This is a genomic window from Roseateles sp. GW835-FHT13E02 (assembly GCF_058794035.1).
The window spans coordinates 1-21587 of sequence record NZ_JBXAGJ010000032.1 but is presented as its reverse complement, the minus strand read 5'-3'; the positions used below and the strand labels follow the sequence as shown (position 1 = coordinate 21587).

The window sequence follows — 21587 nt, the reverse complement described above, 5'->3', positions numbered from 1 at the left end:
CCTCGTTCGCCGAGTACGTCGAACGATCCCCCAAGGGGATGCGGTCCGTCTTGGGAGCGACCCGGCGCTCGGCCCGCCCCACTTGTGTCAGCAGTGCGTTCACTCTTGGACACCCTTCAAAAAAGTCACGGTTTGTGCCGGCACGGCACCGATGGAGCCAGCGCCCATCACGATCACGACGTCGTCGGCACGCGCCGTCGCGGCAATGGCCTGCGGCAGGGCGGCGACGTCGTCGACAAAACTCACGGCCTCGGCCAGCGAGGTCTTCTGCAGCGCGGACAGCAGCGCGCGGCCATCGGCGCCGGCGATCACGCCCTCACCAGCGGCGTAGACCTCGGTCAGCAGCACAGCGTCGAAGCCGGCGATCACACGCACGAACTCTGCGAAGCAGTCGCGGGTGCGGGTGTAGCGGTGCGGCTGGAAGGCCAACACCAGTCGGCGGCCCGGAAAGGCGCCGCGCGCGGCCGACAGCACCGCCGCCATCTCCACCGGATGGTGGCCGTAGTCGTCGACCAGGCTGAACTGGCCGCCCCCCGCTGCCGGCAGTTCGCCGTAGCGCTGGAAACGCCGGCCCACGCCGCCGAACTTGGCCAGCGCAGCCAGCACCGGCGCGTCCGGTAGCTCCAGCTCGTCGGCCACGGCGATCGCGGCCAGTGCATTCAAGACGTTATGCCGCCCCGCCAGATTCAGCACCACCGGCAGGTTGGGCCGACCCTGGCGCCGCACGGTGAAGCGCATGCCGCCGCCCGCCAGGGCTTGCATGTCGACCGCGCGCACATCGAGGCCTTCGTCGAAGCCGTAGGTCACCACCGGGCGCGAGAGCAGCGGCAGGATGGAGCGCACGCCGGCATCGTCGGCGCACATCACCGCCGCGCCGTAAAAAGGCATGCGGTGCAGGAAATCGACGAAAGCCAGCTTCAGGCGGGCGAAGTCATGGCCGTAGGTGTCCATGTGGTCGGCGTCGATATTGGTGACGACGGCCAGCATGGGCAGCAGCTTGAGGAAGGAGGCGTCGGACTCATCGGCCTCCACGACGATGAACTCGCCCCGGCCCAGGCGCGAGTTGGCGCCCGCGCTGGCCAGCTTGCCGCCGATCACAAAGCTCGGGTCCTGGCCGGCTTCGATCAGCACATCGGTGACCAGGGAGGTGGTCGTGGTCTTGCCATGGGTGCCAGCGATGGCGATGCCTTTTTGCTGGCGCATCAGCTCGGCCAGCATGACGGCGCGCTGCACCACCGGGATGTGGCGCGCGCGTGCGGCCAGCACCTCGGGGTTGTCGGCGCGCACGGCCGTGGAGGTGACCACCACCTGGGCATCGCCGATGTGCTCGGCTGCATGGCCGATCTGCACGCGCAGGCCCAGGCTGGCCAGGCGCTGCAAGGTGGCGCTGTCGGACTGATCCGAGCCCGAGACGCGGTAGCCCTGGGCCTGCAGGATCTCGGCAATGCCGCTCATGCCGGCGCCGCCGATGCCCACGAAGTGAATGCGTTGCAAGGCGTGTTTCATGGGCAGGCCCCTGTCATCTTTTCAATCTCATCGGCCACCCGTGAGGCGGCGCGTGGCCGGGCCAGAGCACGGGCCTTGTCGGCCATGGCCAGCAGTTGCTCGCGGTCCAGCTTCTGCAGCAGCTGCTGCAGAGATTCGGCCGTCATCTCGTCCTGCGGCAGGTGCACGGCCGCGCCATGCTGGGCCATGAAGCGGGCGTTGTCGCGCTGGTGCGAGGTGGTGCTCACCACCAGCGGCACCAGCACCGAGGCCAGGCCGGCGGCGCAGATTTCGCTGACGGTCACCGCACCGGCGCGGCACAGCATCACATCGGCCGCAGCGAGCTCGCCCGCCATGTCATCGATGAAGGGCCGGATGTCGGCTTGCACGCCGGCCGCCTTGTAGGCCGCCTGCACGGCCGCCAGATTGGCCTGGCCGGTTTGATGAATCACCTGCGGGCGCGGCTGATCGGCCGGCCACAGGGCCAGGGCCTTGGGCAGCAGATCGTTGATGGCGCGCGCGCCCAGCGAGCCGCCCACCACCAGCAGGCGCAGCGGGCCGCTGCGGCCGGCATAGCGCTGGGCCGGCGGCGCCAGGGCTTCGATCTCGGCACGCACTGGGTTGCCGGTGACCACGGCCTTGCTCGTCGAGGCCGCGGCCGCGCCGTCAAAGCCAAAGGCAATGGTCTGGGCCATGGGCTTGAGGCTCTGGTTGCTCAGCAGCATGGCCGCATCGGCATTGACCAGCATCAGAGGCCGGCGCATCAACCAGGCCATCAATCCACCGGGGAAGCAAACATAACCGCCCATGCCCAGAACCGCATCGGCGCTGCGCGTGACAAAGACCTGGCGGCTTTGCACAAAGGCCTGCACCAGCTTGAACACACCCTTGACCGTGTGCAGCAGCCCCTTGCCGCGCAGGCCGGCAAAGGCCAGGCGATCGAGCGGGATGCCGGTGGGCGGCACCAGCTTGTTTTCCATGCCCAGCTCGGTGCCCATCCAGCTGACGCTCCAGCCGCGGCGCTTCATCTCCTCGGCCACAGCCAGGCCCGGGATGATGTGGCCGCCGGTGCCCGCCGCCATGATGACGAGGTGTTTTGTACTCATGCGCGGCCTCCACGCATGAGCTGTCGGTTCTCAATATCGATTCTCAAAACAATGGCCAGAGCAACGCAGTTCATCAAGATGGCCGAACCGCCAAAGCTCATCAGCGGCAGGGTCAGGCCCTTGGTCGGCAGCGCACCCAGGTTCACGCCCATATTGATGAAGGCCTGGCCACCCACCCAGATGCCGATGCCTTGGGCATAGAGGCCCGCGAACACCCGGTCCAGGGCGATGGCTTGGCGGCCGATGTGGAAGAGACGGCGCGACAGCCAGAAGAAACCGATGATGGTCAAGGCCACGCCGACAAAGCCCAGCTCCTCACCGATCACGGCGAGCAAAAAGTCGGTGTGAGCCTCGGGCAAGTAGTGCAGCTTCTCGACACTGCTGCCCAGGCCCTGGCCCAGCCATTCGCCGCGGCCCAATGCGATCAGGGAATGCGTCAGCTGGTAGGCCTTGCCCTGGGCGTACTTTTCGTCCCAGGGGTTGAGGTAGGCAAAGATGCGCTCGCGGCGGAACTCGCTGAAGGTGATCATCAGCACGAAAGCGCCGACCAGCACGGCCACGATCAGGAAGAACATGCGGCCGTTGACACCGCCCAGGAACAAGATGCCCATGGCGATGGCTGCGATCACCATGAAGGCACCCATGTCCGGCTCGGCCAGCAACAACACGCCGACGATGGCCAGCGACACGGCCATCGGCCACACCGCCTGGAAGAAGTTCTCCTTCACATCCATCTTGCGCATCATGTAGCTGGCCGCATACATGGCAATCGCCATCTTGGCCAGTTCCGAGGGCTGGAAGTTCATCACGCCCAGCGGAATCCAACGCCGCGCACCGTAGACCACCTTGCCCACGCCGGGGATCAGCACGGCCACCAGCAGCACCAGGGCCAGCACAAACATCCAGGGCGCATAACGTTCCCAGGTCGACACCGGCACCTGCACCGTGATCAGGGCCGCCACCAGACCGAAGGAAATGGCCACGATGTGACGGGTCAGGAAATGAGTGGGCAGGTACTTGGCAAAGCGCGGGTTGTCCGGCATGGCGATGGAGGCGGAATACACCATCACCAGGCCCAGGCCCATCAAGGCCAGAACCACCCAGACCAGGGTGCTGTCAAAGCCGCTGAGCTTGGTCGGTTGACCGGCCGACACGCTGACCCAATCGCGCACCGGCACGTTCTCCACGCCGCCCTTGCGACCTGCCCACAGCGCACGCAGGCGCTCGGACCAAGGCTGGATCATGGCGGAGAGGCTCACAGGCTCAAGCCCCGGTCTTCGGCCAGCTGCTGCACGGCGGCCACAAAGACCTCGGCGCGGTGGGCGTAGTTGCGGAACATGTCCAGGCTGGCGCAGGCCGGACTCAGCAGCACGCTGTCGCCGCTTTGCGCTTGCGCCTGGCACCAGGCCGTGGCGGCTTCCAAGCTTTCATGCGCTTGCAGAGGCACGCCGCAATCGGCCAGGGCGGCAGCGATCTGCGGGCCATCGCGGCCGATCAGGGCCACGGCGCGGGCATGGCGGGCCACGCCGGCGGCCAGAGGGCTGAAATCCTGGCCCTTGCCGTCGCCACCGAGGATCAAGACCAGCTTGGCCGGCGCACGGTCGGCTCCCAGGCCGGTGATGGCGGCCACGGTGGCGCCGACATTGGTGCCCTTGGAATCGTCGTAGAAATCCACACCGTTGATGGTGGTGACATGCTCAACGCGGTGCGGTTCGCCGCGGTACTCGCGCAAGCCGTGCAACATGGGCGCCAGCGCGCAGCCGGCGGCGCTGGCCAGGGCCAGGGCGGCCAGTGCATTGGCAGCGTTATGGCGACCGCGCACACGCAGGGCGTCGGCGGGCATCAGGCGCTGCAGCACGATTTCCTCTTCCTCGTCCTTGCGGCGCTTGAGGGTTTCGTCTTGTTCGCGGGCGCGCACCAACCAGGCCATGCCGCCCTCTTCCACCAGGCCGAAGTCGCCCGGGCGGTCCGGCGCGTCGAGGCCGAAGCGGGTCACGGCGCGCTGCACCGATTTGGCGGCGCGGCCGCGGCCTTGCTTGACCATCACGGCGGCCGGCACCAGGCCTTCGACCACCGGATCGTCGCGGTTGATGACCATCAGCCCGTTCTGGCCGAAGACAAAGGCCTTGGCCCGGGTGTAGGCGGCCATATCGCCATGCCAGTCGAGGTGATCTTGGGTGAGGTTGAGCACCGCGCCGGCCGTGGGCTCGAAGCCCTGCACGCCATCGAGCTGGAAGCTGGACAACTCCAGCACCCAGACCTCGGGCAGGTGCTCGAAGACCGGGCCCTTGGGCGGCGGCGGCTTGATGGGCAGGGGCGCCTCGTCGAGCAGGGCTTCGACCATGTCCAGGGTGCTGAGCGCCTCGGCGGCTTCTGCGCTTGCAACAGCAGGCCTTGCGTCGGCCGGCACGGGCTCAGCTGCGTCAGACTCTGCAGCGGGCTCGACAGCCAGCTCGGCCGGGGCTGCCTCTGCTTCTGTTGCAGCTTCAGGTGAAGCTTCAGATGCCACAGCTTCATCGGCCACCGGATTGGGCACCCCGGCTTCAGCAGCAAGCTCCTGCGGAACCTCTTCCGGCAGCACCGGCGCCGGCTCCAGATCCAGGGCCGCGCCCAGGGTCGTCAGCATGCTGGGGCCGATATTGCCGGCCACGGCCACGCGCTTGCCGGCACGTTCGGCCAGCAAAGCCGTCATGCAGGTGGTGGTGGTCTTGCCATTGGTGCCGGTGATGGCCAGCACGGCCGGCGCATAGCCGCGCTCGGACTTGAGATCGGCCAGGGCGCGGGCGAACAGGTCCAGCTCGCCCTGCACCGGCACGCCGGTCTGGCGCGCCTGGTTCAGCAGCGGCTGCAGGCGGGCATCCAGGGGCGACAGGCCCGGGCTCTTGAGCACCAGCTGCACGCCGATCAGCTCGTCGGCCGACAGCTCACCGCTGAAGAAACGGGCGGCCGGAACCTGCTCGGCCAGGGCCGCAGCCTGCGGCGGCTGCGGGCGCGAGTCCCACACCGCAATGCGCTCCGCACCATGGCGCGCCACCCAGGCGGCCATGGCCAGACCCGAGTCACCGAGACCCAGGATCAGCACGCGCAGGCCTTGAAGATGCTTCATGCTCGCCTCGCCCGCTTCAACGCAGCTTCAGGCTGGCCAGGCCGACCAGGCACAGCAGCATGGTGATGATCCAGAAACGCACGACCACCTGCGTTTCCTTCCAGCCGGTCTTCTCGAAGTGGTGGTGCAGTGGCGCCATCTTGAAGATGCGCCGGCCCTCGCCGTATTTCTTCTTGGTGTACTTGAACCAGCTCACTTGCAACATGACCGAGAGCACCTCGGCCACGAACACACCGCCCATGATGCCCAGCACGATTTCCTGGCGCGTGATCACGGCCAGGGTGCCCAGCGCCCCGCCCAGGGACAGTGCGCCCACATCACCCATGAAGACCTGGGCCGGGTAGGCGTTGAACCAGAGGAAGGCAAGACCTGCCCCCGCCATGGCCGCGCAAAAAATCAGCAGCTCGCCCGCGCCCGGGATGTAGGGCAGCAGCAGGTACTTGGAGAACACCGAGGAGCCGGTCAGGTAGGCGAAGAGGCCCAGGGCCGAGCCCACCAGCACCACCGGCATGATGGCCAGGCCGTCCAGCCCATCGGTGAAGTTGACCGCATTGCTGCAGCCGACGATGACGAAGAAGGACAGCGCGATGAAGCCGAACACGCCCAGCGGGTAGCTGACCGTCTTGAAAAAGGGCACGATCAAGTCGGCCTTGGGCGGCAGATCGGTCGAGAAGCCGCTGCTGATCCAGCGGAAGAACAGCTGCACCACGCCCAGGAAGGAGGTCTCGGACACGCTGAAGGCCAGGTAAAGCGCGGCCACCAGGCCGATCAGCGATTGCCAAAAGAATTTCTCGCGGCTGCGCATTCCCTCGGGGTTCTTGTCCACCACCTTGCGCCAGTCATCGACCCAGCCCACGGCGCCAAAGCCCATGGTCACCAGCATCACCACCCAGACAAAGCGGTTGCTCCAGTCGAACCACAGCAGGGTCGAGACGCCGATGCCGATCAGGATCAGCACGCCGCCCATGGTGGGCGTGCCATTCTTGGCCAGATGCTGCTGGATGCCGTACTCGCGGATGGGCTGGCCGATCTTCATCTCGGTCAGGCGGCGGATCACCCAGGGGCCGAAGGCCAGGCCGATCAGCAGCGCCGTCATGGCGGCCATCACGGCGCGGAAGGTGATGTACTGGAACAGGCGCAAAAAGCCCAGATCCGGGTAAAGGCCTTGCAGCCATTGAGCCAGGGTCAGCAGCATGTCTTCAGGCCCCCGCTTTCGTGTCGACCGTCTGCAGCAGGGCAGCGACCACTTGTTCCATACGCATGAAGCGAGATCCCTTGATCAAAATGTTTTGCACCGTCGGCGTGGACTCGGCCAGCGCCGCCAGCAAGTCCGCCACAGTGGCAAAGGCGCGCGCGCCTGGGCCATAAGCCGCGGCGGCATCGGCCGCGGCCGAGCCGGCGGTCCACAGCGCTGCCAGGCCGCGCTCGGCGGCATAAGCCCCCACCTCGCGGTGGAAGGCCGGGCCTTGGTCGCCGACCTCGCCCATATCGCCCAGGAGCAGCCAGGACTCACCGGGCAGCTCGGCCAGCACCTCAATGGCGGCGCGCACACTGTCGGGGTTGGCGTTGTAGCTGTCGTCGATCAGGGTGATGCGCTGACCGGCGCGTTCGAAGCTCTTGAGCTGCGAGCGACCCTTGACCGGGCGAAAGTCTTCCAGGCCGCGGGCGATCACCGCCAGCGGCGCGCCGGCGGCCAGGGCGCAGGCCGCCGCAGCCAGTGCATTTCGCACGTTATGCAAACCCGCCACGGCCAGGGCCACCGGCGCCACGCCGGCCGGCGTGTGCAGCTCCAGGGCCCAGTGGCCGCTGTCCACCCAGCGGGCGCTGCCGGTGACATCGGCCTCGCCCTGGAGGGCAAAGCTCAGATGCGGGCGGCTGCCCGCCAGCTCCAGCCAGATCGGTGCGCAGGCATCCTCAGCCGGGAACACGGCCACGCCGGTAGCCCCCAGGGCCTCGATCACGGCGCCGTTCTCGCGCGCCGCGGCCTCCACCGTCTGCATGAATTCCTGGTGCTCGCGCTGGGCGTTGTTGACCAGGGCGACGGTGGGCCGGGCGAAGGCGGCCAGCGGTGCGATCTCGCCGGGGTGGTTCATGCCCAGCTCCACCACGGCCGCGCGCTGCCACAGCGCCTCGTCCTGGCGCAGGCGCAGCAGGGTCAGGGGCACGCCGATGTCGTTGTTGTAATTGCCTTCGGTCGCCAGGCAGTTGCTGCCATGCCAGGCGCGCAGGATGCTGGCGATCATCTGGGTGACCGTGGTCTTGCCATTGCTGCCAGTGACGGCAATCAGGGGCAGCTGCACCTGGGCACGCCAGGCCTGGGCCAGCAGGCCGAGCGCCTGCTTGCTGTCCGGCACCTCGATGCCGGCCAGGCCGGCTTCGGCCAGGCCGCGCTCGGCCAGGGCCGCCACCGCGCCGGCTGCAGCGGCCTGGGGCAGGAAGTCATGCGCATCGAAGCGCTCGCCGCGCAGGGTGACAAACAGATCACCGGCCGCCAGGCTGCGCGTGTCGCTGTGCACGCGCTGGATGGCGGTGTCGGGCGAGCCGATCAAGCGCGCCGTGGGCAGCAGCGGCAGCAACAAAGCATGGGCCTGGCCGAGGGTCATCAAGGCTTGGGCGCTCACAGACCGGCCCTCCGGATCAGGGCGGCGCGCGCTTCGTCCACATCGGAAAAGGGGTGACGCTGACCCTCAATTTCCTGGTAGTCCTCATGGCCCTTGCCAGCCACCAGGATGACGTCGCGCGGGCCCGCTTGCAGCACGGCTTCGGCGATCGCTTCGCGGCGGTCCACCACGCTGAGGTGGCCGGCACCGGCCGGCAGGCCGGCTTCAATATCGGCCAGGATCTGCTGCGGCGCTTCGCTGCGCGGGTTGTCGCTGGTGACGATGACGCGGTCGGCCAGGCGGGCCGCGATGGCACCCATGGCCGGGCGCTTGCTGCGATCGCGGTCACCGCCGCAGCCGAAGACGCAGACCAGCTTGCCGCCGCGCGCCTGGGCCAGCGGGGCCAGGGCGCCGAGTGCCTTGTCCAGGGCATCGGGTGTGTGGGCGTAGTCCACCACCAGCTGGGGCAGCTCCAGGCCGTTGCCAACCCGTTGCATGCGGCCCGGCACGGGGGTGACGAGGCCGGCCACGGCGGCCACCTCGGCCAGGCCATGGCCCAGGGCACGCAGGCCACCGATCACGGCCAGGAGGTTGGAGACGTTGTATTCGCCGATCAGGCCGGTTTCCACCAGCACCGTCTGATCCGCTTCCTTGAGCGTGAACGCCAGGCCGCCGGCACGGTAATGCAGATCGATGGCGCTGAGGCGTGCCTCGCGGTTCAGACCATAGGTCCAGACATCGAGGCTGCCCTGCAAGGCCGCAGCCAGTTCGACACCCTTGGCATCGTCGAGATTCACCACCGCAGCCTGCAGACCCGGTCGATCGAAGAGCTCGCGCTTGGCGGCCCAGTAGGCCTCCATGCTGCCGTGGTAGTCGAGGTGGTCCTGCGTGAAATTGGTGAACAGGGCGACGCGGATCTGCGTGCCGTCCAGGCGGTGTTCTTTCAGGCCGATGCTGGAGGCCTCAATGGCGCAAGCCCCATAACCCTCATCCTGCATGCGCCGGAAGGCGGCCTGCAGCAGCACCGGGTCGGGGGTGGTCAGGCCGGTGTAGTCGATCTGGCTTGGCAGCTCGCGGCCCGGGATGGGCGGTTCGCCCACGCCCAGGGTGCCGACCACGCCGCAGCGCTGGCCCAGCAGGCTCAGGGCCTGCGCGGTCCACCAGGCGGTGCTGGTCTTGCCATTGGTGCCGGTGCTGGCGATCACGGCCAACTGCCGGGAGGGCTCGCCGTAATAGGCCGCGGCGATCAGGCCGGTGCGGGCCTTGAGCCCGGGGAGCGAGGCCACGCGGGCGTCGACAAAGCCATGGGCCTCCACGCCGTCGTCCTCGACCAGGCAGGTGGCGGCACCGGCCGCCAACGCGCCGGCCACAAAGCCGCGGCCGTCACGGGCATAGCCGGGCCAGGCGATGAAGGCATCACCGGCCTGCACCTGGCGGCTGTCGGTGCGCAGGGCGCCGGTGGTCCATTCCTGCAACCAGCGGGCGGCCGCTTCGGGAGACTTGAGTCGTGTCAACATGGCTTCAGAGAATCTCGTCCAGGGCCGGCGCGGGTCGCGTGGCCAGAATTTGGGAGCTGACGGCCAGATCCGGCGGCACGCCCAGCAGTTGCAGGCTCTTGCCCACCACCTGGCTGAACACGGGGCCGGCCACCTTGCCGCCGTCGTGGAAACGGCCGGTGGGCTCATCCACCATCACCGCAACAATCAAACGCGGCTGATCGATCGGCGCCAGGCCGACGAACCAGGCGCGGAACTTGTTCTTGTTGTAGCCACGGCCTTCTTGCTTGTAGGCCGTGCCCGATTTGCCGCCGACGCTGTAGCCCTCGCTGCGCGCCTTCAGCGAGGTGCCGCCCTGCTCGGTCACGGTCTGCAGCATGGCGCGCACCTGGCGAGTGGTGCCGGGGCTGAAGATGCGCTGGCCCTGCACGGCCTCGCCATCCGAGAGCTTGGTCATGCGCAGCGGGATGATCTCGCCGTCGTTCGCGAACACGGTATAGGCGCGCGCCAGCTGCAGCAGCGAGGTGGACAGGCCATAGCCATAGCTCATGGTCGCCTGCTCGATCGGCCGCCATTTGTGGGCCGGACGCAAGGTGCCGGCGACAGCCCCGGGGAAGTCGATCTGCGGCCGGCGGCCCAGACCCAGGCTGGTGTAGAGCCCGTGCATCTCCTGGGCCGGCATCTGCAGGGCCATCTTGACCGTGCCGACATTGCTGGAGCGCTGGATGATCTCGGCCACGGTCAGCGAATCGCTGGGGTGGGAATCGTGAATGGTGGCGCCGGTGATGGTCATGCGGCCGCCGTCGGTGGCGATCACGGTGTCGGCGCGCACGCGGCCGCTGTCCATGGCCTGGGCAGCGATGAAAGGCTTCATCACCGAGCCCGGCTCGAAGACATCGGTCAGCGCGCGGTTGCGCAGCTGCTCGCCGCTCAGATGCTTGCGCTGGGCGGGGTTGTAGCTGGGGAAATTGGCCAGGGCCAGAACCTCGCCGCTGCGCGCATCGAGCACCACCACCGAGCCGGCCTTGGCCTGGTTCTCGGCCACCGCGCTGCGGATGGCCTGGTAGGCGAAGTACTGGGTCTTGGCATCGATGGACAGGGCCACATCGCGGCCGTTGTGGGCCGGCACGGTTTCGCCCGCCGCTTCAACCACGCGGCCGAAGCGGTCGCGCATGACCGAGCGCTGGCCATCGCGGCCTTGCAAATCCTTCTGGAAGGCCAGTTCAATGCCCTCCTGACCCTGCTCTTCCAGATTGGTGAAGCCCACGACATGCGCAGCAGCTTCGCCCTCGGGATAGTGGCGCTGAAACTCGCGGTCCTGAAATACGCCCTTGAGCTTGAGCGCTTGCACGCGGGAGGCCGTCTCGCCATCCACCTGGCGGCGCAGCCAGACGAAGCGCGTGCTGGGATCGAGCTTGGCGCTCAACTCCGCCTCGCTCAGGCTCAGGGCCTGAGCCAGCGCACGACGCTGGGCTGGGCTGGCATCGACCTCGGCCGGGATGGCCCAGAAGGAGGGCACGGCCACGCTGCTGGCCAGCACCTGACCGCTGCGATCCTGGATGCGGCCGCGGCTGGCCGGCAGCTCCAGGGTGCGCACCAGGCGCGAATCACCCTGCTTCTGGAAGAACTCGGTGCCGATCACCTGGACATAAAGTGCCCGGCCCAGCAAGGCGGCCAGACCGGCGCCAACCAGGGCCAGCAGGAACTGCGAGCGCCAGACCGGCGTGCGCGTACTCAGCACCGGGCTGTGGCCATGGCTGAGGCCGCGCCGCAGCGACGGCGCCGGGCGGTGGGGATGGCGGCGCGAGAGCAGTCGCTTCCACATGGTCAGAAGCTCTCTTCCACGGCCTGGGCAGCCGCCGGCTTGCCGGCGCTCTGGCTGGCCACGATCATCGGCTTGACTTCCAGATCGGTGGGAACGCCCAGCAGGCGCAGGCTTTGCGACACCACCTGGCTGAACACCGGGCCGGCCACGGCGCCTCCGTAGTACACGCCGTTGCTGGGCTCATCCACCATCACCGCGACGATGATGCGGGGCTTGCTGATCGGCGCGAGGCCGACAAACCAGCTGCGGTACTTGTTGCCGGCATAGCCCTTGCCTTCTTGCTTGTGCGCCGTGCCGGACTTGCCGCCCACGCTGTAGCCGCTGGCCATGGCCAGCGGCGCGGTGCCGCCCGGGGCGGCGGCGGCCTGCAACATCTGGCGCACGTCGTAGGCGGTCTTGGGCGAGAAGACCTTGAGGCCGCGCACCGGCTCACCACCGGGCTGATGCAGCATGGTGACAGGGATGACCTCGCCATCACGCGCGAACACGGTGTAGGCACGCGCCAGCTGCAGCAGCGAGGCCGAGAGACCATAGCCATAGCTCATGGTGGCCTGCTCGACCGGGCGCCAGCTCTTGTAGGGGCGCAGCTTGCCGGTGATGGCGCCGGGGAAATCGATCTGCGGACGCTGGCCCAGGCCGATGGCCGTGAACATCTCGTGCATCTCACGCGGCTGCATGGTCATGGCCATCTTGACCGTGCCGACGTTGCTGGACTTCTGGATCACCCCGGCCACCGAGAGCTCGCCATGCGGGTGGGCGTCGGTGATCCGGGAGCCGGTGATGACGATGCTGCCCGGTGCGGTCTGGATGGTGGTCTCCGGCGTCACCCGGCCGGTCTCCAGCGCCAGCGCGGCGATGAAGGGTTTCATGGTGGAACCGGGTTCGAAGATGTCGGTCAGCGCGCGGTTGCGCAGCTGGGCGCCACTGAGGTTCTTGCGCTCGCTGGGGTTGTAGCTGGGGTAGTTGGCCAGGGCCAGCACTTCGCCGGTCAGCACGTCCAGCACCACCACGGAGCCGGCCTTGGCCTTGTGCTCGGCCACCGCATCACGGATGCGCTGGTAGGCGAAGAACTGGACTTTGGAATCGATGGACAGATCGATGTCGCGGCCGTTGGCGGCGGGCACACGCTCGCCCACATCTTCATCCACGACCCGGCCCAGGCGGTCGCGCACGACCGAGCGCGAGCCGTCCTTGCCCTGCAGCGCCTTCTGGAAGGCCAGCTCGATGCCTTCCTGGCCGCGCTCTTCGATATTGGTGAAGCCGACCACATGGGCCGCGGCCTCGCCCTCGGGATACTTGCGCTTGTACTCGCGGTCCTGGAACACACCTTTGAGGCCCAGGGCCTTGATATCGGCGGCCACCTGATCCTCGGCCTGACGACGCAGCCAGACGAAGCGGGTGCTGGGGTCCAGCTTGCGTTCGAGTTCGGCGGGGCTGATGCCCAGGATCTTGGCCAGGGCGCGGCGCTTGGCCGGGTCTTCGTCGACTTCCTTGGGGATGGCCCAGATCGAGGGCACAGCCACGCTGGCGGCCAGGACCTGGCCACTGCGGTCGTTGATGCGGCCGCGGCTGGCGGGCAGCTCGACCGTGTGCACAAAGCGGGCCTCGCCCTGCTTTTGATAGAACTCGGTGCCGATCACCTGCACATACAGCGCGCGACCGAGCAAGCCGGAAAAGGCCAGGCCGACCAGGCCGACCAGAAAGCGCGAACGCCAGGGCGGGGTCTTGGAAGCCAGCAAGGGGCTGGTGGAATAGCTGACGGCGCGCGCGCTCTGCGGGCGCAGGCTGGCCGACTTGGCCGATGTGGCCTTGTGCGGGCGCTGGGTGGCACCAGGCGCCGATCTCTGGCTGCGGTCGCCGCCACCGAACCACTTCCTCATGGCCGGGCTCCAGTGCTGGCCGCTGCAGCGGCTACAGTGGCGCGAGCCCCTTGCTGATCGTCCACCTGCTGGCTCACGGCCGGGGTGATGCCGCGCATTTGCAGGCGCTCGCGCGCCACCTTCTCGACACGGATGTTGGTGGCCTGGGCATGGCGTTCGGCCTGCAGGCGCTGGCTATCCGCTTCCAGACGGCGGCCCTCGGCCTGCTCACGGTCAACGGCCGTGAAGAGGCGGCGCGCCTCGTAGGCACTGCGCACCAGCATCAGGCCGCTGGCCAGCACAGCGATCAGCAGGATGAAGTTCAGCCGCCCCACGGAATCAGCCGCCCGTACGTTGGTGGCGCCGCTTCTGGTGTTCGACCGGCAGCGGCGCGTCGGTGCGCTCGGCCACGCGCAGCACGGCGGAGCGGGCGCGCGGATTGGCGGCCACCTCGGCCTCGCTGGGCTTGATGCGGGCAATGGCGCGCAGAGGCAGCGCCTTGGGTTCGGCAAACAGGGCGCGGCGGTCGACGATGTCCTTGCTGTGCGCGCCGATGAAGGTCTTGACGATGCGGTCTTCCAGCGAGTGGAAGCTGATCACGGCCAGGCGGCCGCCCGGGGCGAGCAGGCGCAGTGCGGCGTTCAGCCCCTGCTCGAGCTCCTCAAGCTCGCCGTTGACGTGAATCCGAAGAGCTTGAAATGTGCGCGTTGCAGGGTTCTGGCCCGCTTCGCGGGTTTTGACTGCACGAGCCACGACTTCGGAAAGTTCATCGGTGCTTCGCACAGGACTCTCGCTCTCCCGACGAGCAACAAGCGCCTTTGCAATCTGAACAGCAAACCGTTCTTCCCCATAGTTCCGTATCACTTCCGCGATCTGGCGCTCATCGGCGCGGGCCAGGAAATCCGCGGCGCTCTCGCCGCGGGTGGTGTCCATGCGCATGTCCAGCGGGCCGTTGAAACGGAAGCTGAAACCGCGCTCGGGGTTGTCGATCTGCGGGCTCGACACACCCAGATCCAGCAGCACGCCCTGCACCTGCTCGATGCCCAGACCGGCCAGCTGCGAGCGCATGTCAGCAAACGGCGAATGCAGGATGCGAAAGCGCGCATCGGTGATGGCGGTGGCGCCGCTGCTGGCCGCGGCAATCGCCTCCAGATCGCGGTCGATGCCGATCAGGCACCCCTGCTCGCCGAGCTTGGACAGCAGCAGGCGCGAGTGGCCGCCGCGGCCGAAGGTGCCATCGACATAGCAGCCATTGGGGTCATTGAGCACACCCTCCACCGTTTCGTGCAGCAGCACGGTGGTGTGGGAGAACTGGGGCGTTGCGGTGTCTTGTGGGGCGTCCATCAGAAGCTGAAGTCCTTGAGGGCGTCCGGCAGTTCGGATTCCATCACCTTGGCCTCATGCGCGGCGTAGGTGGCGGCATCCCAGAGTTCGAAGTGGCTGCCCATGCCGAGCAGCATCACGTCTTTTTGCAAACCGGCTGCGGCACGCAGCTCGGGCGAGATCAGCACGCGGGCGGCGCTGTCGATCTCCACATCCATGGCATTGCCGAGGAACACCCGCTTCCAGCCGGCCGCCGACATGGGCAGGGCGGCGATGCGGTCGCGGAAGGCCTCCCAGGCCGGGCGGGGGAAGACCATCAAGCAACCTTCCGGATGCTTGGTAACCGTCAGCTGCCCGGCGCACAGGGCCTGCAGCACCTCGCGGTGGCGTGTCGGGACGGCCAAACGCCCCTTGGCATCCATTGCCAAGGCTGAAGCCCCCTGAAACACAAAATTCGCCACGGCGACCCACCAAAATGCACTTTTCCCCACTTTACTAACCGAACCCCGGCCAGTCAAGGCAAATCGCAAAAAATTCCAATGAAATCAAGCACTTAGAAACAACTTCTCGACACTTTGCGCATCTAAAACTCGTTCAAAATGAAGGACTTGCAAAGCTGTCTGCAAGTGGAAGATGAACTTGGAAACAAGAAAAACTGTTGCAAGTCACATCGAGGCGCTGCGCGCAGCCGTTCCGCCGCCAAAATGCGCTTCAGCTTCCCAGGCGCTTGTCGAAAATCAAAGTCAAGCGTGTGAAAGTGTTCGAGGCGCCCGACAGGCCGCCGGCTCCGCCTGAGTGCATGACGAGGTCATATTGAGCAGAAAAGCTTCCAGCTCGCTGTTTTTCGCGATTGCGCTCGGCGCCAGCATCGGTCTGCTGCTGCCAGCCATGGCCGTGGGCGGCTTTCTGATCGGCCTGCGTGAACCCCAGGTGGCCGAGGCGGCGCAGCAGCGTGAACTGGACGCCAAGCTCGATGTGCTGGTCAGCAGCCTGCCCGAGCTGCTCTGGAACCTGGACACGGTGGCCGCGCGCGAGGTGGTCTCGGCCATCATGACTTCGCCCGATGTGGTGCGCGTCAACGTCAGCGACGCCTCGCAAGGCCAGCCCTTCATCGAGATGAGCTTCCCCGAGCGCAAGAAGGGGCAGAGCATCAAGGGCGAGCGCGAGATCTTCCGCGGCCTGACCCGCATCGGCCACATCCAGATCGAGATCGACAACCACCTCAGCACCGCCGCCCTCACCCGCCAGCGCTGGCTTTACGGCGCCACCGTCGGCGGCCAGCTGCTGGTCTCGCTGGCCCTGATCCTGGCCCTGGTCAACTCGCGCCTGATGCGACCGCTGCGCGAGCTGGGCGACTTCGCCAACGACCTGGCCGAAGGCCGCTTCAGCGCCGAGCTCAAGCCCGGCCGGCCCGACGAGATCGGCCTGCTGGGCGGTCATCTGGGCCACATGCGCGATGCGCTGCAGCAGCAGTTCGAGGCCCAGCGGGCCCTGATCGAACGCCTGCGCGGCATGGCCGAGACCGTGCCCGGCGTGGTCTACCAGCTGCGCCTAGGCACCGACGGGCGCTTCAGCTTTGCCTACGTCAGCGAGGCGGTGAAGGACTATTTCCACCTGAGTGCGGCGGCCCTGAGCCACGACGCCGAGCCCTGGTTCGCCCAGATCGACCCGGCCGACCGCGCCAGCGTGCGCGAATCGCTGCTGGCCTCGGCCCGCCACCTGGCGCCCTGGCAGCAGGAGTTCCGCACCCATTTCGGCGACGGCAGCGAGCGCTGGATCTTCGGCAACGCGATTGCCCAGCTGGAAGAAGGTGGCAGCGTGCTCTGGCACGGCTTCCTGACCGACATCTCGCGCCAGCGCCGCGACGCGCTGGAGCTGCTGCGCTACCGCCACCATCTCGAAGAGCTGGTCGAGGCCCGCACCGCCGAGCTGGCCGAGGCCACCCACGCGGCGCAGGCGGCCAGCCTGGCCAAGAGCGCCTTCCTGGCCAATATGAGCCACGAGATCCGCACGCCGATGAACGCCATCATCGGCCTGACCTATCTGGTGCAAAGCGACACCACCGAGCCCGAGCAGCAAGAGCGCCTGCAGAAGGTGGCCGATGCCGCCGAGCACCTGCTCAGCGTCATCAACAATGTGCTCGACTTCTCCAAGATCGAGGCCGGCAAGCTGCAGCTGGAGCACACCGAGTTCACCGTCATCCAGGTGCTGGACAACATCTCCAGCATGCTGGCCCAGCGGGCCCACGAGAAGCAGCTGCGCGTGCAGCTGGATCTGGACGACCTGCTGTCCACCCAGGTGCTGCTGGGCGACGCCCAGCGCATCACCGGGGTGCTGCTGAATTTCGCCGGCAATGCCGTCAAGTTCACCGAGGCCGGCTTCGTGCGCCTGAGCGCACGGGTGCAGGAAGACCTGGGCCATGCCCTGCGCCTGCGCTTCGAGGTGCAGGACAGCGGCATCGGCATCGCCGAGGAAGCCCAGGCCCGCCTGTTCCAGGATTTCGAGCAGGCCGACAGCTCCACCACCCGCCGCTACGGCGGCACCGGCCTGGGCCTGGCGATCTGCCGGCGCCTGGCCGAGCTGATGCAGGGCGAGGTGGGGGTGCACAGCGCGCCGGGCCAGGGCAGCCGCTTCTGGTTCTCGTTGCAGGTGGACAAGAGCGAGGCCGAGCTGCCGGTGCTGCCCGGCCCGCCGCGCGGCACCGCGGCGCGCGAGCAGCTCAAGCAGTTCAGCGGCACGCGCATCCTGCTGGCTGAAGACAACGCGGTGAACCAGGAGGTGGCCGTGGCCCTGCTGGGCAGCGCCGGCCTGCAGGTCGATGTGGCGGGCGATGGCCAGGAGGCCTTGCGCATGGCCGGCGAGTTCGATTACGCCCTCATCCTCATGGATGTGCGGATGCCGCTGATGGACGGCCTGGACGCCACCCGTGCCATCCGCGGCCTGCCCCTGGGCCGGGACGTGCCGATTCTGGCCATGACGGCCAATGCCTTTGCCGAGGAGCGCCAGCGCTGCCTGGACGCTGGCATGAACGACCATGTGGCCAAGCCCGTGGTGGCCGAGCAGCTCTTCGCCACCCTGGCCAGCTGGCTGAGCCGCCGCGCCGAGCAGCGCCGCCTGCAGGCCCAGCAGCAGCTGCAGCTGCCGACCGAGCTCTGACGCAGCGCCTGCGCCACCCAAAGAAACGGGGCCTTGCGGCCCCGTTCTTCATTCCCAGCCAGAAAAAAGGGCGCGGCCCCTCAGTTGCTTTCCTTGATCAGGCGCCCTGAACCGGCCTGGATGGGCCGGGCATTCATCGGGTAGAGGCGCGAGAAGATGGCGATCTGGTTGGGCGAGACCTGCACCGGCGTGCGCATCACCATCCAGAGCACGCCCTCCGAACAGGGCGGCGTGGTCAGCGAGCCCATATAGGTGTAGTAAGCGCGGTTCTCGGGCAGCAGCTGGTTCAAGTCCAGCAAGCCCGGCGCGGGCAAGGCCTCGCCTTTTTCCAGCGGCAGGTTGTTCCAGATGGTTTGCACCAAGGCCTGGTCCTGACCGCGCTCCAGCAGCACGGCCACCACGGCCAGCCGGCCTTCAGCATCTTTGTGCACCAGATGGGCCACCATGTCGTACTGGCGGCCGTTGATGCGCTCTTCGCTGGGGCGGTGGAAGTGGAACTGCAGCAGCTCGAAACGCCGGCCCATGACCTGCAACGCATTGCCCGGCGCCACGTTGACCTGGATGGTGTGGCCGTTGTCCAGCACGGCAAAGCTGCTGGGGCGGTACTCGAACTGGATCTTCTCCAGATCGACGCGAATGCCCTCGCGGATGTCGATCGGGCTCTGGCGCGTGCCCACCGCGCATTGGCGGAACTCGGGGCTCAACTCGGCCCATTTGTCGGGAGAGCCCTCGCCGGCATAACCCCAGTGCACATGGCCACCTGCGGCGCCATGCTTGGCCTCATGCCCGGCCTCGGCCTTGCTGGGCTTGCCACCCTTGGCCTTGGTGCTCTTGCCGCCCTCCTCGCCGCCGCCCTTGCTGGTCACTTTCATGCCTTTGGGCGACTCGGATTTGTCGCTCAGTCGCTCCGCCAGACGCTGGCGCAACACATCGAGCGACTCGTCGGCCGCCCGGGCCGGCGCCAGCGACATCAGGCTCAACAGGGACAGACTGAGGATGAGAGGGCGAAGCCGTGGCCGCCGGGTGATGAGTTCAGACTTGGATTCAGACATGCGCAACTCCCGGCCCGAGAACCGGGCCTGCTCGTCATGTCTTCGGACAAAACCGCGCCGGCTTGAGATCCGGCAGACGCTGCGCCAGGTTCAGGACGGCACGTCGCCCTTGATCCACAGCCAGGACAGCAGGCCGATGCTCATCAGCCCCATCGAGGCCAGGGCCAGCGCGAGCGTGGAGTGCATGACCAGGGGCACGACCACGCCGGCCACCAGGCCGTTGGCCGCGCTGCCGATACAAGCCTGCAGCGAGGACGCCATGCCGCGCCGCTCGGGCACGACATCGAGCACCATCAGCGTCACCACCGGCACCATCAGCGCCCAGCCGAAGGAGAAGGTCGAGATCACCGGCAGGGCCCAGAAGGGGCTGGGAGGCAGCAGCAGGTTGAGCGTCACATTGAGCAGCGACACCAGCACCATGATGGTGAAGCCGATGCGGATCTGGCGCTTGGGCTGGATGCGCCCGGCCAGGCGGCCGCTCAGCGCCGCGCCGCCCATGATGCCGCCGATGGAAAAACAGAAGAACCAGAAGAACTGCGTCGGCGCCAGCTGCAGATGCTCGCCCACGAACACCGGCGCCGCCAGCACGTAGAGAAACATGCCGTTGAACGGGATGCCGCTGGCCAGGGCCAGCAGCACGAAGCGGCGGTTGATGACCAGCTGCCGGTAGCCACGCATCAGCTCGCCGACATGGAAACGATGGCGGTCTTTCTCATGCAGGGTTTCGGGCAGCAGGCGCCAGTTGGCCACCAACAAGGCCACGCCCACCAGCACCAGGAACCAGAAGATGGAATGCCAGTCGGCATGCACGAACAGAAAGCCGCCCACCATGGGCGCGATCGCCGGCGCCACACCGAAGAAGATGGTCACCTGCGACATCACCCGCTGCGCCTCGGACGGCGGGAACATATCGCGGATGATGGCGCGCGACACCACGATGCCGGCCCCGGCCGACATGCCCTGCACCGTGCGCCAGAACACCAGCTGGCCGATGCTGCCAGCCAAGGCACAACCGACCGAGGCCAGCGTGAACACCGCCATGCCCACCAGCACCACCGGCCGCCGGCCGAAGCTGTCGGACAAGGCGCCGTGGAACAGATTCATCACCGCAAAGCCCAGCAGGTAGCTGGACAGGGTCTGCTGCATCTCCACCGGCGTGGCCTGCAAGGCTGCGGCAATGCCCGCAAAGGCCGGCAGATAGGTGTCGATGGAAAACGGGCCCACCATGCCCAGGCCGGCCAACAAGACGGCCAAGGCCCAACGGGGTGCGCGCCACAAACGGCTGGCTTCGGGATTCATGGAAGGGGCTGCGGGCTCAGACGAGGTTCACACGCGCGGCGACGATGCCTGGTGAAACGGAGCGCCGCCAGTGTAGCGGCCGCCCCTACACTGCGCGCCTCCAAGGCTTTGCACAGCGAACACACACCATGAGCACGGACGGCACCAAGGCAGACTTTTTGAATCTGGGCGTGATCGGCCTGGGCGTGATGGGCCAACGCATGCTGGAGCGGCTGCAAGGCCACGCCCGCCTGCGCGCCAGCTGGGTCTGGGACGCCAACCCGGCGGCCCTGGCCCAGACCCTGGCACGCTACCCCCATCTGCGCGTTGCCGACAGCGCCGAGGCCTTGATCCAGAGCCCGGGCTTGCACAGCCTCTACATCGCCACGCCGCCGGCGGCCCATCTGCGCTTGAGCGAACTGGGCTTCGACGCCGGCCTGGCCGTGTTCTGCGAGAAGCCGCTGACGGTGGATTTCCCCGGCGCGCGCCGCTGCATCGCCCGCATCGCGGCCGAGGGCCAGCGCGCGGCGGTCAACTTCGCCCTCGCCTCCTCGCCGGGCCTGGCCTTGCTGCAACAACGCTTCGGCGCTGAGGCCAGCGCACCCAGCCTGGGCCGCTTGCAGCACATCGAACTGGAGCTGGCCTTTGCCGCCTGGCCCCGCCCCTGGCAGGCCGCCGCGGGCGTCTGGCTGGCCGAGCGTGAGGAAGGCGGCTTCAGCCGCGAGGTGCTGTCGCACTTCATCTTCGCCGCCCAGCGCGTGCTGGGCCCGGCCCGACTGCTGCGCAGCGAGGTGTTTTTCCCCACCGAAGGCCGAGGCGCCGAAACCCAGCTGACCGCTGAACTCGAGATCGGCGCTGTGCCCCTGCGCATCCGCGGCCGTGTCGGCGGCGAACAAGCCGACCTCAATCGCATGGTCTGGCATGGCGAGCACGGCACGCTGGAACTGGGCGAATGGTTCACCCGCATTCAGGACACCAGCACCTCCGCCGAGGCTTTGGCCCCGGAGTTGCAACGCGAACGCAGCCGCCTCGACCAGCTCGATCAATGGGCGGCCCTGATCGAAGGCCGCCGCCACGGCCTGCCCGGCTTCGCCGAAAGCCTGGCCGTTCAGGAAACCATTGAGGCACTGCTGCAAGCGCCGGCCTGAGGACAGGGTTCGACAGGCTGGTTGCGGCACTTTGCGGTCGTCCCGTGCGCTGATCGCTCACGCTGCGGTGGCTCGGCCCGCCGCCGGGCTCATGGTTCGCGGGTCGGCTCTGAGAGCCGACTTCCCTCGCTGCTCACTCCGCGGCTCAGCGGC

16 protein-coding genes are annotated in these 21587 nt (G+C 67.6%); 2 read left to right on the top strand and 14 right to left on the bottom strand.

The annotated features are described in order from the left end of the window. Positions 1-99 precede the first annotated feature (99 nt). The 12 genes from murC to mraZ are packed head-to-tail and all read right to left on the bottom strand — an operon-like array spanning position 100 to position 15249. Positions 100-1506 (bottom strand): UDP-N-acetylmuramate--L-alanine ligase, encoded by a 1407-nt coding sequence (gene murC, locus AC1Q6P_RS22540; RefSeq protein ID WP_492666065.1) that lies wholly within the window; start codon positions 1504-1506, stop codon positions 100-102. Beyond that, positions 1503-2591, bottom strand: a complete 1089-nt coding sequence (gene murG / locus AC1Q6P_RS22535) for an undecaprenyldiphospho-muramoylpentapeptide beta-N-acetylglucosaminyltransferase (RefSeq protein WP_492666066.1) — start codon at positions 2589-2591, stop codon at positions 1503-1505. The genes murC and murG overlap by 4 nt, the downstream gene beginning before the upstream one ends. Beyond that, positions 2588-3835 (bottom strand): putative lipid II flippase FtsW, encoded by a 1248-nt coding sequence (gene ftsW / locus AC1Q6P_RS22530; protein ID WP_171827615.1) that lies wholly within the window; start codon positions 3833-3835, stop codon positions 2588-2590. The genes murG and ftsW overlap by 4 nt, the downstream gene beginning before the upstream one ends. A gap of 11 nt (positions 3836-3846) precedes the next feature. Continuing rightward, positions 3847-5697: a UDP-N-acetylmuramoyl-L-alanine--D-glutamate ligase gene (gene murD, locus AC1Q6P_RS22525; RefSeq protein ID WP_492666067.1), complete on the bottom strand. Its 1851-nt coding sequence runs from the start codon at positions 5695-5697 to the stop codon at positions 3847-3849. Between the two features lie 16 nt (positions 5698-5713). Continuing rightward, positions 5714-6892 (bottom strand): phospho-N-acetylmuramoyl-pentapeptide-transferase, encoded by a 1179-nt coding sequence (gene mraY, locus AC1Q6P_RS22520; RefSeq protein WP_102766233.1) that lies wholly within the window; start codon positions 6890-6892, stop codon positions 5714-5716. A 4-nt stretch (positions 6893-6896) separates the two neighbouring features. Next, positions 6897-8300, bottom strand: coding sequence for a UDP-N-acetylmuramoyl-tripeptide--D-alanyl-D-alanine ligase (locus AC1Q6P_RS22515; RefSeq protein ID WP_492666075.1), 1404 nt, complete (start codon positions 8298-8300; stop codon positions 6897-6899). A gap of 14 nt (positions 8301-8314) precedes the next feature. Next, on the bottom strand, positions 8315-9814 hold the full coding sequence (locus AC1Q6P_RS22510; RefSeq protein WP_492666068.1) for a UDP-N-acetylmuramoyl-L-alanyl-D-glutamate--2,6-diaminopimelate ligase: 1500 nt from the start codon (positions 9812-9814) through the stop codon (positions 8315-8317). 4 nt (positions 9815-9818) lie between these two features. Further along, on the bottom strand, positions 9819-11618 hold the full coding sequence (locus AC1Q6P_RS22505; RefSeq protein WP_492666069.1) for a peptidoglycan D,D-transpeptidase FtsI family protein: 1800 nt from the start codon (positions 11616-11618) through the stop codon (positions 9819-9821). Between the two features lie 2 nt (positions 11619-11620). Beyond that, positions 11621-13498 (bottom strand): peptidoglycan D,D-transpeptidase FtsI family protein, encoded by a 1878-nt coding sequence (locus AC1Q6P_RS22500; RefSeq protein ID WP_492666070.1) that lies wholly within the window; start codon positions 13496-13498, stop codon positions 11621-11623. Further along, complete coding sequence (gene ftsL, locus AC1Q6P_RS22495; RefSeq protein WP_102766229.1) at positions 13495-13812, bottom strand: cell division protein FtsL; 318 nt, start codon at positions 13810-13812, stop codon at positions 13495-13497. The genes AC1Q6P_RS22500 and ftsL overlap by 4 nt, the downstream gene beginning before the upstream one ends. Before the next feature lie 4 nt (positions 13813-13816). Further along, positions 13817-14821: a 16S rRNA (cytosine(1402)-N(4))-methyltransferase RsmH gene (gene rsmH, locus AC1Q6P_RS22490; RefSeq protein WP_492666071.1), complete on the bottom strand. Its 1005-nt coding sequence runs from the start codon at positions 14819-14821 to the stop codon at positions 13817-13819. Then, positions 14821-15249, bottom strand: coding sequence for a division/cell wall cluster transcriptional repressor MraZ (gene mraZ / locus AC1Q6P_RS22485; RefSeq protein ID WP_171827783.1), 429 nt, complete (start codon positions 15247-15249; stop codon positions 14821-14823). The genes rsmH and mraZ overlap by 1 nt, the downstream gene beginning before the upstream one ends. Before the next feature lie 364 nt (positions 15250-15613). Between mraZ and AC1Q6P_RS22480 the strand changes: the two genes are divergently transcribed. After that, the gene (locus AC1Q6P_RS22480; RefSeq protein WP_492666072.1) at positions 15614-17956 is read left to right on the top strand and encodes an ATP-binding protein; all 2343 of its coding nucleotides are present in this window, start codon (positions 15614-15616) and stop codon (positions 17954-17956) included. A gap of 80 nt (positions 17957-18036) precedes the next feature. Here AC1Q6P_RS22480 and AC1Q6P_RS22475 read toward each other — a convergent pair whose 3' ends face one another. Together AC1Q6P_RS22475 and AC1Q6P_RS22470 are read right to left on the bottom strand one after the other, a co-directional pair. Beyond that, positions 18037-19008, bottom strand: coding sequence for a carbonic anhydrase (locus AC1Q6P_RS22475; RefSeq protein ID WP_492666073.1), 972 nt, complete (start codon positions 19006-19008; stop codon positions 18037-18039). A gap of 90 nt (positions 19009-19098) precedes the next feature. After that, positions 19099-20307: a multidrug effflux MFS transporter gene (locus AC1Q6P_RS22470; protein ID WP_102766225.1), complete on the bottom strand. Its 1209-nt coding sequence runs from the start codon at positions 20305-20307 to the stop codon at positions 19099-19101. Between the two features lie 128 nt (positions 20308-20435). Here AC1Q6P_RS22470 and AC1Q6P_RS22465 point away from each other — a divergent pair, with 128 nt between their 5' ends. Then, on the top strand, positions 20436-21434 hold the full coding sequence (locus AC1Q6P_RS22465; protein ID WP_492666074.1) for a Gfo/Idh/MocA family protein: 999 nt from the start codon (positions 20436-20438) through the stop codon (positions 21432-21434). Positions 21435-21587: the final 153 nt, after the last annotated feature.

Excerpts from the sequence above, each read along its gene's own strand:
- ftsW (WP_171827615.1), bottom strand. The coding sequence starts at position 3,835 with ATGATCCAGCCTTGGTCCGAGCGCCTGCGTGCGCTGTGGGCAGGTCGC.
- AC1Q6P_RS22510 (WP_492666068.1), bottom strand. The coding sequence starts at position 9,814 with ATGTTGACACGACTCAAGTCTCCCGAAGCGGCCGCCCGCTGGTTGCAG.
- AC1Q6P_RS22465 (WP_492666074.1), top strand. The coding sequence starts at position 20,436 with ATGAGCACGGACGGCACCAAGGCAGACTTTTTGAATCTGGGCGTGATC.
- murD (WP_492666067.1), bottom strand. The coding sequence starts at position 5,697 with ATGAAGCATCTTCAAGGCCTGCGCGTGCTGATCCTGGGTCTCGGTGAC.
- AC1Q6P_RS22505 (WP_492666069.1), bottom strand. The coding sequence starts at position 11,618 with ATGTGGAAGCGACTGCTCTCGCGCCGCCATCCCCACCGCCCGGCGCCG.
- murC (WP_492666065.1), bottom strand. The coding sequence starts at position 1,506 with ATGAAACACGCCTTGCAACGCATTCACTTCGTGGGCATCGGCGGCGCC.
- AC1Q6P_RS22515 (WP_492666075.1), bottom strand. The coding sequence starts at position 8,300 with ATGACCCTCGGCCAGGCCCATGCTTTGTTGCTGCCGCTGCTGCCCACG.
- mraY (WP_102766233.1), bottom strand. The coding sequence starts at position 6,892 with ATGCTGCTGACCCTGGCTCAATGGCTGCAAGGCCTTTACCCGGATCTG.
- murG (WP_492666066.1), bottom strand. The coding sequence starts at position 2,591 with ATGAGTACAAAACACCTCGTCATCATGGCGGCGGGCACCGGCGGCCAC.
- AC1Q6P_RS22500 (WP_492666070.1), bottom strand. The coding sequence starts at position 13,498 with ATGAGGAAGTGGTTCGGTGGCGGCGACCGCAGCCAGAGATCGGCGCCT.
- rsmH (WP_492666071.1), bottom strand. The coding sequence starts at position 14,821 with ATGGACGCCCCACAAGACACCGCAACGCCCCAGTTCTCCCACACCACC.
- AC1Q6P_RS22470 (WP_102766225.1), bottom strand. The coding sequence starts at position 20,307 with ATGAATCCCGAAGCCAGCCGTTTGTGGCGCGCACCCCGTTGGGCCTTG.
- AC1Q6P_RS22475 (WP_492666073.1), bottom strand. The coding sequence starts at position 19,008 with ATGTCTGAATCCAAGTCTGAACTCATCACCCGGCGGCCACGGCTTCGC.